This window comes from Hydrogenophaga sp. (assembly GCF_018780385.1).
Taxonomy (GTDB): domain Bacteria; phylum Pseudomonadota; class Gammaproteobacteria; order Burkholderiales; family Burkholderiaceae_C; genus Hydrogenophaga.
Genome location: NZ_JADMJO010000006.1, coordinates 1 through 13,175, shown reverse-complemented (window position 1 = coordinate 13,175; position 13,175 = coordinate 1). Strand labels below are relative to the sequence as shown.

Genomic DNA, 13,175 nt, shown 5'->3' with positions numbered 1-13,175 from the left:
GGCGCACTTCATGTGCATGTGGGCGGCCGAGGGGCCGCCCTTTCACCTGATCAGCCCACATCAAGGAACACACCATAGCTACCAACTTTCGCGACCGCCGCCAACGTGAAGAGCGCGCACACCGACTGAACCGTGAAATCATGGCCCCCGAGGTTCGCCTCAACGGCCCGGAAAACGAGCCACTCGGCATCGTCAGTCTGTCAGAAGCGCTGCGCATGGCCGGTGAACTGGACGTGGACCTGGTTGAAATCGCGGCCACAGCCGTGCCTCCCGTGTGTCGCCTGATGGACTACGGCAAGTTCAAGTACCAGGAGCAGAAGAAGGCGGCGGAAGCCAAGGCCAAACAAACGGTCATCGAGATCAAGGAAATCAAATTCCGACCCGGTACCGACGACGGGGACTACAACATCAAGATGCGCAACATCCGGCGCTTTCTGGACGATGGTGACAAGTGCAAGATCACACTCCGGTTTCGCGGTCGTGAAATCACCCACCAGGATCTGGGTCTGGCCCTGTTGAACCGCATCCGTGACGAGTTGGCCGATTCGATCATCGTGGAGCAGTTTCCCAAGTTGGAAGGCCGTCAGATGATCATGATGATCGCGCCCGGTCGCAAGAAGACCGGTGGCGGCGCGTCGAAACCAGCCGAGGTGGCAGCAGTGCCTGAGGCGGGAAAATCGGTGGCCTGAGGGCTGCCGGCGAGAAGAACAGCATTGGACGGGCAGGGTAGTCTCCTGCCGGTCCGAGGCGCTGGCTGAAAAGCCAGGCGCCGAATCGGAGAGCTGAAAGGCTGTCCATAAAAGTGGCTCGGGGCCAACAAGTCTGCGGAAGGTTCGCAGCGCCTCACGAGCACAAATGAAAAGGAGCATGAAGATGCCCAAAATGAAGACCAAGAGCAGCGCGAAGAAGCGTTTTCGCGTTCGTCCCGGTGGCACCGTCAAGCGCGGTCAAGCCTTCAAACGTCACATCCTGACCAAGAAGACCACCAAGAACAAGCGCCACCTGCGTGGAGCAGTCACCGTGCATGAGACCAATATGGGTCACATGGCACAGATGCTGCCCGGCATGGGTATTTGATCAACGACGAACAGGAGAATACACATGCCTCGCGTCAAACGTGGTGTCACGGCTCGCGCCCGACACAAAAAAGTACTGGCTCTGGCCAAAGGTTTCCGCGGCCGCCGCGGTAACGTCTTCCGCATCGCCAAACAGGCGGTGATGAAGGCTGGGCAATACGCCTACCGCGATCGTCGCACCAAGAAGCGCGTCTTCCGTCAGTTGTGGATTGCCCGTATCAACGCCGGTGCTCGCGCATGCGGCTTGACGTACAGCCAGTTCGCCAACGGTCTGAAGAAAGCTTCGATCGAAATCGACCGCAAGGTTCTGGCCGATCTGGCCGTGAACGACCCGGCTGCCTTTGGCAGCATCGTGGAGCAAGTCAAAGCCAAGCTGGCCGCTTGATTCACGACAGGGACACCGCGTCAGCGCGGTGATCTCCGGTCGCTCAAAGGGGTTGAAGCTTGAGGGAACTCCCTCGCTGGCTTCAACCCCTTTTTTGTTTGCAACGATTCAAGTACACACATGAACGAGTTGGACGCACTGGTCGACAGCGCCCGCGCAGGGTTTGCGCAAGCCGCCACCCCGGCCGATCTGGAAAACGCCAAGGCCCAATACCTGGGCAAGTCGGGCCGCATCACCGAGCTGATGAAGGGCATGGCCACTTTGCTCGTGGACGAGAAAAAGACCCGGGGCGCCGCGATCAACCTCGCCAAACAGGCTATCGAGACAGCCCTGACCGAGCGCCGCCAGGCGCTGGCCGATGCCGAGTTGCAAATCCAGCTCAAGGCCGAGGCGCTCGATGTGACCCTGCCAGGCCGCCAACGCGGACCGGGCGGCCTGCACCCGGTGAGCCTCACGCTGGAGCGCATTGAGGCGATCTTTGGTTCCATGGGTTTCGAAGTGGCCGAGGGCCCCGAGATCGAATCCGACTGGTTCAATTTCACCGCGCTCAACACGCCCGAGGACCATCCGGCGCGTTCGATGCACGACACCTTCTACGTGGAAGGTGGCAGCGAAAAAGCGCCCAACCTGCTGCGCACCCACACCAGCCCGATGCAAATCCGCCATGCGGTGCAGCACGTCAAGCGCCACCGCGCTGCGCTGGATGCAGGCCTGCCCATGCCCGAGATCCGCGTGATTGCGCCCGGGCGCACCTACCGCGTGGACAGCGACGCCACGCATTCGCCGATGTTCCACCAGTGCGAAGGCCTGTGGGTCGGTGAGAACGTGAGCTTCAAGGATCTGAAGTTCGTCTTCACCGATTTCTGCCGCACCTTCTTCGAATCGAATGACCTGGTGCTGCGCTTTCGCCCCAGCTTCTTCCCGTTCACCGAGCCCAGCGCGGAGATCGACATCCAGTTCCAGAGCGGGCCGCTGGCCGACCGCTGGCTCGAAGTGGCGGGGTCTGGCCAAGTGCACCCGAACGTTGTGCGCAACATGGGCCTGGACCCGGAGAAGTACATCGGCTTTGCCTTCGGCATGGGCCCGGATCGTCTGACCATGCTGCGCTACGGCGTGAACGACCTGCGTCTGTTCTTCGACGGCGACGTCCGTTTCCTCGCCCAGTTCCGCTGATCCACCGCGCCGAGATACCGACATGCAATTCCCCGAATCCTGGCTTCGTGCCTTTTGCAATCCGCCCCTGACCAGCCAGCAGTTGGCCGACACCCTGACCATGGCCGGTCTGGAGGTGGAAGAGCTGCAGCCGGTGGCGCCGCCGTTCTCCCACATCGTCGTGGGCGAAATCAAGTCCGCAGAGCAACACCCGAATGCCGACCGCCTGCGCGTGTGCCAGGTAGACGTGGGGCAGGGCAGTTTGCTCAACATCGTGTGTGGTGCGCCCAATGCACGGGCGGGCATCAAGGTGCCTTGCGCCCTGGTGGGTGCCGAGTTGCCGCCGGGTGAAGACGGCAAGCCGTTTCTGATCAAACTGGGGCAACTGCGCGGCGTTGAGAGTCAGGGCATGTTGTGCTCGGCGCGCGAACTCAAGCTGAGCGAAGACCACGGTGGTTTGCTGGAACTGCCGGCCGACGCGGTGGTGGGCCGCAACATCCGCGAGCAATTGCTGCTCGACGACATGTTGTTCACCCTCAAGCTCACGCCCAACCTCGCCCATTGCCTGAGCGTGTACGGCATCGCGCGCGAGGTGTCCGCGCTCACCGGCGCGCCCTTGATCGAGCCCACGTTTGCAGCCGCAGCCGTGTCACTGCACGACCGCCTGCCGGTGACGGTGAGCGCGCCCGACCTGTGCGGTCGCTTCACGGGCCGAGTTGTGCGTGGCGTCAACACCCGCGCTGCCACACCCGCGTGGATGGTCGAGCGTCTCGCGCGTTGTGGTCAGCGCAGTGTTTCGCCGCTGGTGGACATCTCCAACTACGTGATGTTCGAGTTGGGTCGGCCCTCGCACATCTTCGATCTCGACAAGATCCACGGTGGCCTGGAGGTGCGTTGGGGGCGCGAGGGCGAGACACTGAAGCTGCTCAACGGCAACACCGTCTCGGTGGATGCACAAGTGGGTGTGATCGCCGACAACCAAGCCGTTGAATCGCTGGCCGGCATCATGGGCGGCGACGCAACCGCCGTGTCCGACGACACGCAAAACATCTACATCGAGGCAGCCTTCTGGTGGCCCAAGGCGATTGCAGGCCGTTCGCGCCGCTACAACTTTTCGACCGACGCCGGACACCGTTTCGAGCGCGGCGTGGATCCATCCACCACCATCGAACACATTGAGCACATCACTCAATTGGTGCTGGACATCTGCGGTGGTCAGGTGGGGCCGATGGATGACCACGTGGTCAATCTGCCGGTGCCCAAGGCAGTGACGCTGCGCGTGGCGCGTGCGAACAAGGTCATCGGCATGCCACTCACGCAGGCGCAATGCGCAGGCGCCTTGCGCCGGCTGGGGTTGGCGTTGGAAGAGGGCGACGGCACCATCACGGTCACGCCACCTGCTTACCGTTTCGACATCCAGATCGAGGAAGACCTGATCGAAGAGGTCGCGCGTGTGGTGGGCTACAACCAGCTGCCCGAGACGCCGCCGCTGGCACCGATCACCGCCAAGATTCGGCCTGAAGCCAAGCGTGGACCGTTCGCGGTGCGCCGCCTGCTTGCCCAGCTCGGCTACCAGGAAACCATCAACTTCAGCTTCGTGGAAGAACGCTGGGAGCGCGAACTCGCTGGCAACGCCGATCCGATCCGCCTGCTCAACCCGATTGCCAGCCAGATGAGCGTGATGCGTTCGTCCCTGATCGGAAGTCTGGTGTCGGTACTCAAGTTCAACCTCGACCGCCGTGCCGAGCGCGTGCGTCTGTTTGAATTGGGACGTGTGTTCCGCAAGGATGCCTCCGTGCTCGACAGCGACACCAGCGTTGCTGGTTTTCACCAGCCCATGCGCGTGGCTGGACTGAGCTTTGGTTCGGTGGACACACTGCAATGGGGCACAGCCGAGCGGGTGGCCGATTTCTTTGATGCCAAGGGCGACGTGCAGGCCTTGCTTGCACCCATGAAGCCCGAGTTCCAGGCTGGCGAGCATCCCGCCATGCACCCCGGCCGTTGCGCCAGCGTCTGGCTGCAGGGCCGCTGCATTGGTTATGTGGGCGAGTTGCACCCCCGTTGGCGCCAGTCGTATGACCTCGCGCAGGCGCCCGTGTTGTTCGAACTGGAGCTGGACGCAGTGTTGGGACGGGACGTGCCGGTCTATCAGGCCGTGAGCCGCCACCAGGCGGTTGAGCGCGACCTGGCGATTGTGGTGAAGGAAAGCGTGAGTCACGCGGCCGTGGTCGATGCGATCCGTGCGCCTGCCAGCGCCTGGCTGCGCGACGTGGTGCTGTTTGATGTCTACCGTCCCAAGAAGCAGTCGGAAGCCGCTGCGCCGGGCTCGTTGGCGCCCGACGAAAAAAGCCTGGCGGTCCGACTCGTGCTCAACCGTGACGACGCTACACTGACCGACGAAGAAATCGAGGCCACCGTGAAAGCGGCCCTTGAATCCCTGCAAACGCGTGTGGCCGCCCGGCTGCGCGCCTGATCGATCGAGGATGGAGAAGCCCCGCATGGAACTCGCTGTTGAAAGCCTGGAAACACCGGCACTGACCAAAGCCCAATTGGCCGAGATGCTGTTTGACCAGATCGGTCTGAACAAGCGGGAGTCCAAAGACATGATCGATGCCTTCTTCGATCTGGTCACCGACAGCCTGGTCGAGGGCACGGACGTCAAGATCTCGGGCTTCGGCAATTTCCAGATCCGCACCAAGGCTCCGCGTCCTGGTCGCAATCCGCGCACCGGGGAGCCGGTGGCTATCGAAGCCCGTCGCGTGGTGACGTTCCACGCCAGCCCCAAGCTCAAGGAACAGGTGCAGACCGCCGTCATCGGTGGTTGAACCCGGCCACAGTCTGCTTTCAAACTGATCCGGCTGCGCCTTTGAGGTCAAGCCCGGAGGGCTTTCTCGCTCGGTGCCAGACGGTCGGCTAACGGCTCTGAACGGTCAAACTGCTCTGACCTCGGTGGCGTTTGCAACATTTCCCACAGAAATCCTCCTTCCCCTGCGCACGGCCATGCTTGTTAGAGTAAATTCAAGCTTCGGTCTGTACCGCCTTGATTTTCATGGAAAAAACGCTCCCTCCCATTCCAGCCAAACGCTACTTCACCATCGGTGAAGTGGGCGAACTGTGTGGTGTCAAGCCGCACGTGCTGCGTTACTGGGAGCAGGAGTTCACGCAGCTGCGGCCCATGAAGCGGCGGGGCAACCGGCGCTACTACCAGCACCACGAGGTGCTCATGATCCGCCGCATCCGTGAGCTGCTGTACGACCAGGGTTTCACCATCAGCGGTGCCCGCAACAAGTTGCAGGAACTCGTGCAGGCCGAGCGCGAAAAGCGCCGTGGTGACGATGAGGACGAAGCGATCGACGTGATCGATCTTGATGCGGTGATCCACGACGAAGCCCCAACCGTGTCACACGAGCGCGCTCACGAAGTGATTGCAGGCACGGGGCTGCTGGTTCACGAGGTGCGCCGCGAGCTGCTTGAAATACGCGAGCTTCTTCGTCACGCGGCCTGAAACGCCCTCTTTGACAGCTATAATTCGAGGCTTGTCGGCGTGTAGCGCAGCCTGGTAGCGCACTTGCATGGGGTGCAAGGGGTCGCGAGTTCGAATCCCGCCACGCCGACCAAAAAAATCAACGGGTTAGCTCAGTTCTGAGCTAACCCGTTTTTCTTTGCGGCTCTCCTAGGATTAACCGAGGGATAAACCAGTCGGTGGCTTTCACGAGAGTTGGGTTTTTGCAACGGCCAAAATCATCGCAGCCATTGCCCATATGAGCGTCAGTTTTTCCTCCGCCACCCGCGAAGCAGCAGCGCATTGCTCACCACGCTCACGCTGCTCAACGCCATGGCAGCACCGGCCACCACCGGGTTGAGCAGGCCGGCCACGGCCAGCGGGATGCCGATCACGTTGTAGGCAAAAGCCCAGAACAGGTTCTGGCGGATCTTGCGGTAGGTGCGGCGCGAGATGTCGATCGCGTCGGCCACCAGCGCAGGGTCTCCCCGCATCAACGTGATTCCGGCCGCTTGCATGGCGACGTCGGTGCCTGTCGACATGGCAATGCCCACGTCGGCCGAGGCCAGCGCAGGTGCGTCGTTGATGCCGTCACCCACCATCGCCACCGAGCGGCCACCCTCTTTGAGCCGGTCCATGATGGCCGCCTTGTCCGCTGGCAATACCTGAGCCTCAATGTGGTCGATGCCCAGCACGCTCCCCACCGCGATTGCGCTGCCCATGTTGTCGCCGGTGACCATCACCGTGCGAATCCCCAAGGCCCGCAGGCTCTGGATGGCGGCGATGGCGCTGGCCTTGGGCGCATCGCCAAAGGCCAGCATGCCCACCAGCACAGGTGAATCCGTCACATCAGCGAGCCACGACACCGTGCGTCCGTCGTCTTCGAGCTGGCGCGCTGGCTTGGCCAGGACCGATGTGTCCACGCCCAATTCCTGCATGTAACGCGAGCTTCCGAGACGCAAGGCACGACCTTGAACCTCAGCCGACATCCCGCGCCCGGGAACGGCACTCACCTTGGCGGCGGAGAGCAGGGCCAGGCCAGCATGCTCCGCAGCATTCATCACGGCGCGTGCCAAGGGGTGTTCGCTGCCCGCCTGGATGGCTGCACTCCAGGACAGCAAGTGGTTGTCGTGACCGGGGACAGCCACTGCCGCAACCAGCGTGGGCTTGCCTTCGGTGAGCGTGCCCGTCTTGTCGAACGCGACGGTGTCGATGCGGTGCGCGACCTCCAGTGCTTCGGCGTCCTTGATCAGGATGCCCTGGCGCGCGGCCACCCCGGTGCCGGCCATGATGGCGGTGGGGGTGGCCAGGCCCAACGCACACGGACAGGCGATTACCAGCACCGCCACAGCGTTCAAAATGGCCTGCTCCCAGTTGCCGGTGGCCAAGCCCCAGCCCAGCAGCGTGAGCGCGGCGATCAGCAGAACCACGGGCACGAAGACAGCACTCACGCGGTCCACGATGCGCTGAATCGGGGCCTTCTTGGCCTGGGCCGACTCGACCATGCGAACGATGCGCGAGAGTGTCGACTCGGCGCCCACAGCAGTGGTCTCCACAAGCAGCAAACCCTCGGCATTGACGGCGCCGCCGGTGACCTTGTTCCCCGCGTGCTTGGCCACCGGCAGGCTCTCGCCTGTGATCAGCGATTCGTCCACCTGGCTTGAGCCGATGGTGATCACACCATCCACCGGAATGCGCTCACCTGGGCGAATCACCACGGTGTCACCCACTTTTACGTGTGATATGGCGACGTCCACGTCGCCATAGGGCATGCGCACGCGCGCCACCTCGGGCTTGAGGGCGTTGAGCGCTGCGATCGCAGCGGTGGTCTGACGCTTGGCGCGCGACTCCAGCCACTTGCCCAGCAGCACCAGCGTGAGGATCACGGCCGAGGCCTCGAAGTACAGGTGCGGTGTCCCGTGCTCGGAATGCCTGAACAGCAGATACACACTCAGGCCGTAGCCCGCGCTGGTGCCCAGGGCCACCAGCAGGTCCATGTTGCCCGCGCCGGCGCGCACGGCCTTCCAGCCAGCGCGGTAGAAGCGCGCGCCCAGCCAGAACTGGACGGGTGTGGCCAGTGCGAGTTGCAACCAGCCATTGATCGTCCAATCCACGCCAAACAGCATGGCAAACATGGGCAGCACCAGGGGCAGCGACAACGCGGCGGCCAGCACCACCGGCCACCAGGGTTCTCCCTTGCTTTTTGCGGGCTGGGCACCCGGCTCCGCGTTGGGCTCTTTGCCCACGCTGTAGCCGGCCTTTTGGACCGCAGCCACCAGGCTGGCAGCCAGTGTGGAAGAGGCTGCGTTCACCGTGGCTCGTTCGGTGGTCAGGTTGACGCTGACCTCCTCAACGCCGGCCACGGCCTTCAAGGCCTTTTCAACGCGGCCTGCGCATGAGGCGCAGGTCATGCCTTCGATGGGAAACTGATGCTCGATGAGCGACAAGGTGGCGGTGTTCATGAAGGGCTCCAGAGATTGAGGGAGGAGCGAATGGTTGGCCTTCCCGCGGTGGCAAGCGCAACGGTAGATGCAACTTGACATTGCCACCGTGGCAATGCCCAAAGTGCAGATTCCCTCAACCCTTTTCGGAGCCATCCATGCACGAATTCCACCTCCCCGACATGACCTGCGGCCATTGCGCCTCCAAGGTGAATGTCACCCTCAAGCGGGTTGATCCATCCTGCGAGATCCAGGTCGATCTACCACGGCGCTTGGTCAGCGTGAAAAGCGGTGAAGACCGCGAAGCCTTGGTCGAAGCGCTCGCTGACGCCGGTTATTCACCCCTCTGATCCACGTACGTCAAGGCCCTCACGGTGAGGGCCTTGACCTTCCCACCATGACAAGCTACATCCTCCCATCCATGCAGTCATTCAACCCATGGAGCACACCATGACCACCCTCATGAACATTGGTGAAGCGGCCGCCGCCGCAGGCGTCTCTGCCAAGATGATTCGTCACTATGAACAGATTGGTCTGCTGCCCGAAGCCCAGCGCAGCGGATCGGGTTACCGCCTCTATGGCGATCGCGAAGTCTCGGTGTTGAGGTTTGTCCGGCAGTCGCGCCAGCTCGGGTTTTCGGTGGCCCAGATCGCTGAGCTCATCGGCCTGTGGAGCGATTCGCAGCGCACGAGCCGCGAAGTCAAGGCCGTGGCGCAGCGCCACCTGGCGGATCTGGAAGAAAAGCACCGCGAAATCGAGCAGATGATGGCCGGACTTTCGGTGCTGGTGAAGGCCTGCCGCGGTAACGACCAGCCCCACTGCGCCATCCTGGAAAAACTCTCGCGCGGCAGTCCGGCCAAGCACCAGCCCGTGCAAAAGCCACAGCTCAGGAAATTCAGAGCCCAGGCCGACGTGACTGGCGCCCGCACCTCCAGCTCCATCGACCTCATGGCCTGGATGCGCGGCGTGCACGTTCACCATGACGTGCACTGAGGGGACCAAGCGTCATTTTTGCTGCAGCAATCCGTTCTGTTCGGAGACGAACCGACCGTCACCGAGCGCGGTCGCACACTGTTTCAACCTGGAATCGTCTCTCTTGACCTGCTTTCTTGATCTGCGTCAAGGCTGTTCAAGCGCCCAGGTTTAGCCTTGGATCGTTGCCACTGTTCGCCCGATTGACATGCACCTGCACCGACGTTCGCTGCGCCATACCATCTGGATGATTCTGGCGGTGTGGATGTTTGCGTTGGGCGCAGGGGTGGCCAACGCATGCCTGTTGAGCGAACCAAACGGCGGCAGTCACTCTTCGTTCACGGCGATGCCCCACGAGGTACCCGTCGCCCAAACCCATCATGGCCAACAAGCCGATCCCGGTGATGCCGGATGCTTGAAGTTTTGCGATGAGGCCTCTCTGGCCATCACCAAAGTGGATCAGCCCATCGCCCATGTCAGTCCAGGGTTGGTGGGCATGCTGCACCAGGTATGGGGGCTATCCATGACCTCGGCAATCGCCGTTCAAGTCCGGGTGCAGGCCACCAGTCCCGTGCACCTGACTTTGCCCATCGCGGCCCGACCCCATCGGTTGACGTTGTAGACCGCATCGCAGTCCATTGCGAAGAGTGCGTCTGCACTCTGGTCGGGCCAGATGGCCCCCCGTACCGTTTTTGGCTTCCGCCACCTTGTCGCCGCCCGCGGCGGATCTCTTATTCATTCACAGAACACCACCATGAAAACCCTCCACACCATTCTTGCGATCTCCACCGCCTTCTTGCTGACGGCATGCGCAAACCCGAGCGCGCCAGGAGCCGGCGCAACGTCGACAGCCAAAGCTGACGAACACAACGCCCATCAAGCCGCGGCGGCATCGTCCACAGCACCTGCCGCCATGCAAAACCGCATGAGGGACATGCAGGCCATGCACGACAAGATGATGAATGCCAAGACGCCAGCCGAGCGGCAGGCCCTGATGAACGAACACATGAAAACCATGCAAGAAGGCATGGCGACGATGAATGACATGAAGGGAATGGGGGGCATGTCAGGGATGTCGGGCATGAAGGAGATGCCCATGGAAATGGCCAAGCGCCATCAGATGATGGAGGCGCGCATGGACATGATGCAGACCATGATGGAAATGATGATGCAGCGCATGCCGGGTGCAGCCACCTCTCCCGCCAGCAAGTGACAAGCCATCGCCGCTCAACCCGGGTGCGATTGAACTGCACATCGATTCCCCCGGGCACGACCTTCTCACACACCCTTCTCAGGCAACTCTGAAGGAGCGAGGCAATGAACCCTTCCAACAACGAATCCAGCGAGCCATCGTTCTGGCGTCGCCCGGCCGGCATGGCGCTGACCACGGTCGCCCTGATCGCCGGCTTCTACCTCCTGCGAGAGCACTGGGGTCATGTCCTGGGGTACTGGCCTTATCTGCTCTTGCTCGCGTGTCCGCTGATGCACTTGATGCACCGGAACGGCCACGGAGCGCATGGCCGCCATTCGCACGACTTTGGACGTACCCAGAGAGACAGGAAATAGGCCAACCGTCACGGCGCAGTCTGGTCACATGTTGACCCATGAGGGACGCTCCTTCTATTTCTGCAGCGCCAAGTGCCAGGGCAAGTTTGCTGCGAACCCGCTGCAATACCTTGCACCCGAGCCACCCGCAGAGACTTCTTCCGCAGTGGCCGGCGCGAGACTATCCGGGTGGGCAAGGCCCCCAACGGCGTCAGCATCACGCCATGACACATGGGCACGCGGTCCCGCGCTGACACCCATTTGCCTCGATGCTCAAAAGTGACCCAAGCGCAGCCTGCTTGGTCGATTTCAGCCCAAACAAAAAACCCTCTCGCCAGCCAAGGAGAGAGGGTCTGTGCGGTCCGTTTCCATACGGACTCCGCCCTTTCAGGGTCTATCCAGGGATCAGTTCCCGTGGCTCTTGTTCAACAGGGCATTCAGCCGCGCGACTTCGTTGCCCATTGTCATGATGCTTTTGCCGTCGGTGGTCTGGACGACTTCACCCTTGCTGAGGTGGATCACGCTTCCGAACTTGCTTTCCTTTGCCATCAGACCGTCCTTGAAGACGTAGAGCGTCTCACCGATTTGCAGTGCGATGACCTGCTTGGCCTCGGACCTTGCGGCGTCCATCGCGAATGCTGGTGCCAGTGCGGCCATTGAGAGGACGAGGATGCTGAGCTTGCGAATCATGGGGTCTCCTTTGAGAACAAATCACATTGTTCGAGTGAATCAATGCGGTACGAAGTACAAGTTCAATGTAGCGAGGCACCCCTGACCGGCAGCTTGCGTATGCATTACATCTCGGTCAGCGCAAAGTCAGGAGACCTTGTCGCGGTCGGCGTTCGAGTCGACCCTGCCACCCAGTTGTCTGCTTGGCCATGGATTTCATTTCAGGTGACTTGCCGGTAAGGGTGAGCGACATAGAAGAAAAACAGGGATCGGTCAAGACAACCGATCCCTTCACCACAACCGACCCAGTGGGTCAGCCTGGTCGAATCACTTCATCGCTTTGATGTCAGTGACCACCATCTTGCCGGCGTCTTGAATCACGATGAACTGGATCTTCTCGCCCACCTGAACCTTGTCGAGCATGGCTTTGTCCTTGACATTGAACACCATGGACATCGGGGGCATGTCCATGTGCTTGATTTCGCCGTGCTTGATCGTGACCTTGCCGTTTTCCTTGTCGATCTTGCGAATTTCGCCGTCGGTCATGCCGGGTGCGGCCGTCATGCCCATCTTGCCGGGGTCCATGCCTGGTTTGCTGTGGTCCATGGTCGCCTGTGCCAGCAAAGGCAAGGACAGAGAGAGCGCTGCTGCCGCGAGAAGTCGCGATGCGGTTTGGGCATATTTGTTCATGATGTGTTTCCTTGATTGAGATGTTGTCAACGAAGATGCTTATTTGGCGACGACCTTGATCTTGCCGACCATGCCAGCTTCGTAGTGGCCAGGGAGCAGGCAGGCGAAGTCAAACTCACCGACCTTGTTGAAGTTCCAGACGATCTCGCCCTTTTTGCCTGCACCAACGTGCGCCATGTAGGGTTCGTCGTGTTCCATGTTGGGAAACTTCTTCATCAGCGCAGCGTGCTCATCGAGTTCTTTCCTGGTTCCCAAGACGAACTCGTGCATCACCTTGCCGTTGTTGACGTGCACGAATCGGATCGTCTCGCCTTGCTTGACCTCAACGAGATCGGGCGTGAAGCGCATGTTGTCGGTCATGCGGATTTCCACGGTGCGCTTGACGGCGTTCGAGTGGCCGCCGATGCCCCATTCCTTTTGCTCCATTTTCATGGGCGCGGCTCCTTTGGCGTGCTCCTTGTCGCCATGAGCAAAAGAGGCCGCAGAGGCTGCAAGCATGGCGGACACGATCAGGGTTTTGGTGATGTGCATGTGAAGGTTCCTTGTCGAACGGTCGGGTTGGGTGAGAAGGGCAAGAAGTGAGTGACTTGATCAGTGCTTCATGGATGAGCCACTGGGTTTGACCGCGTTGGCGGCGGCGGGTGTCGTGTCTGCACCCGCTTTGGGTCTGACAGCGGGCAACGGTGCGCCGGTCCATTCGTGCGCAACAGTGCCTTCGGGGAACTTGTACGGGCCAGGATCGT

General features: G+C 61.4%; 16 protein-coding genes and 1 tRNA gene. 13 read left to right on the top strand and 4 right to left on the bottom strand.

Annotation, left to right across the window (positions count from 1 at the left end):
• Positions 1-74: 74 nt before the first annotated feature.
• The 8 genes from infC to IV113_RS05460 all read left to right on the top strand — a co-directional run bounded on the left by infC (position 75) and on the right by IV113_RS05460 (position 6,230).
• On the top strand, positions 75-689 hold the full coding sequence (gene infC, locus IV113_RS05495) for a translation initiation factor IF-3 (RefSeq protein ID WP_291081670.1): 615 nt from the start codon (positions 75-77) through the stop codon (positions 687-689).
• A 184-nt stretch (positions 690-873) separates the two neighbouring features.
• Entirely contained in the window at positions 874-1,077 is a 204-nt protein-coding gene (rpmI, locus tag IV113_RS05490) for a 50S ribosomal protein L35 (protein ID WP_066151481.1), read from the top strand.
• A gap of 24 nt (positions 1,078-1,101) precedes the next feature.
• Complete coding sequence (gene rplT / locus IV113_RS05485) at positions 1,102-1,461, top strand: 50S ribosomal protein L20 (protein ID WP_056274988.1); 360 nt, start codon at positions 1,102-1,104, stop codon at positions 1,459-1,461.
• A 120-nt stretch (positions 1,462-1,581) separates the two neighbouring features.
• Positions 1,582-2,634: a phenylalanine--tRNA ligase subunit alpha gene (gene pheS / locus IV113_RS05480; RefSeq protein WP_291081638.1), complete on the top strand. Its 1,053-nt coding sequence runs from the start codon at positions 1,582-1,584 to the stop codon at positions 2,632-2,634.
• A 22-nt stretch (positions 2,635-2,656) separates the two neighbouring features.
• A complete protein-coding gene (gene pheT, locus IV113_RS05475) occupies positions 2,657-5,086 on the top strand; it encodes a phenylalanine--tRNA ligase subunit beta (protein ID WP_291081637.1) in 2,430 nt (809 codons plus the stop codon).
• A gap of 25 nt (positions 5,087-5,111) precedes the next feature.
• Complete coding sequence (locus tag IV113_RS05470) at positions 5,112-5,438, top strand: integration host factor subunit alpha (RefSeq protein ID WP_056274982.1); 327 nt, start codon at positions 5,112-5,114, stop codon at positions 5,436-5,438.
• A gap of 224 nt (positions 5,439-5,662) precedes the next feature.
• Positions 5,663-6,118, top strand: a complete 456-nt coding sequence (locus IV113_RS05465) for a MerR family transcriptional regulator (RefSeq protein WP_291081636.1) — start codon at positions 5,663-5,665, stop codon at positions 6,116-6,118.
• A 35-nt stretch (positions 6,119-6,153) separates the two neighbouring features.
• Positions 6,154-6,230: transfer RNA gene (locus IV113_RS05460), tRNA-Pro, on the top strand.
• Positions 6,231-6,381: 151 nt separating this feature from the next.
• Here the strand turns inward: IV113_RS05460 and IV113_RS05455 are convergent.
• Complete coding sequence (locus IV113_RS05455) at positions 6,382-8,577, bottom strand: heavy metal translocating P-type ATPase (RefSeq protein ID WP_291081635.1); 2,196 nt, start codon at positions 8,575-8,577, stop codon at positions 6,382-6,384.
• 137 nt (positions 8,578-8,714) lie between these two features.
• Between IV113_RS05455 and IV113_RS05450 the strand changes: the two genes are divergently transcribed.
• The 5 genes from IV113_RS05450 to IV113_RS05430 all read left to right on the top strand — a co-directional run bounded on the left by IV113_RS05450 (position 8,715) and on the right by IV113_RS05430 (position 11,094).
• Complete coding sequence (locus IV113_RS05450) at positions 8,715-8,906, top strand: heavy-metal-associated domain-containing protein (protein WP_291081634.1); 192 nt, start codon at positions 8,715-8,717, stop codon at positions 8,904-8,906.
• Between the two features lie 100 nt (positions 8,907-9,006).
• On the top strand, positions 9,007-9,549 hold the full coding sequence (gene cueR / locus IV113_RS05445; protein ID WP_363318585.1) for a Cu(I)-responsive transcriptional regulator: 543 nt from the start codon (positions 9,007-9,009) through the stop codon (positions 9,547-9,549).
• 187 nt (positions 9,550-9,736) lie between these two features.
• Complete coding sequence (locus tag IV113_RS05440) at positions 9,737-10,150, top strand: hypothetical protein (RefSeq protein ID WP_291081633.1); 414 nt, start codon at positions 9,737-9,739, stop codon at positions 10,148-10,150.
• 132 nt (positions 10,151-10,282) lie between these two features.
• On the top strand, positions 10,283-10,741 hold the full coding sequence (locus IV113_RS05435; RefSeq protein ID WP_291081632.1) for a hypothetical protein: 459 nt from the start codon (positions 10,283-10,285) through the stop codon (positions 10,739-10,741).
• A gap of 104 nt (positions 10,742-10,845) precedes the next feature.
• A complete protein-coding gene (locus IV113_RS05430; protein ID WP_291081631.1) occupies positions 10,846-11,094 on the top strand; it encodes a DUF2933 domain-containing protein in 249 nt (82 codons plus the stop codon).
• A gap of 384 nt (positions 11,095-11,478) precedes the next feature.
• Here the strand turns inward: IV113_RS05430 and IV113_RS05425 are convergent, their stop codons facing one another.
• The 3 genes from IV113_RS05425 to IV113_RS05415 all read right to left on the bottom strand — a co-directional run bounded on the left by IV113_RS05425 (position 11,479) and on the right by IV113_RS05415 (position 12,963).
• Positions 11,479-11,763, bottom strand: coding sequence for a CopK family periplasmic copper-binding protein (locus IV113_RS05425; RefSeq protein WP_291081630.1), 285 nt, complete (start codon positions 11,761-11,763; stop codon positions 11,479-11,481).
• A 306-nt stretch (positions 11,764-12,069) separates the two neighbouring features.
• Positions 12,070-12,432, bottom strand: a complete 363-nt coding sequence (locus IV113_RS05420) for a copper-binding protein (protein WP_291081629.1) — start codon at positions 12,430-12,432, stop codon at positions 12,070-12,072.
• Between the two features lie 39 nt (positions 12,433-12,471).
• Entirely contained in the window at positions 12,472-12,963 is a 492-nt protein-coding gene (locus IV113_RS05415; RefSeq protein ID WP_291081628.1) for a cupredoxin family protein, read from the bottom strand.
• Between the last annotated feature and the right edge of the window lie 212 nt (positions 12,964-13,175).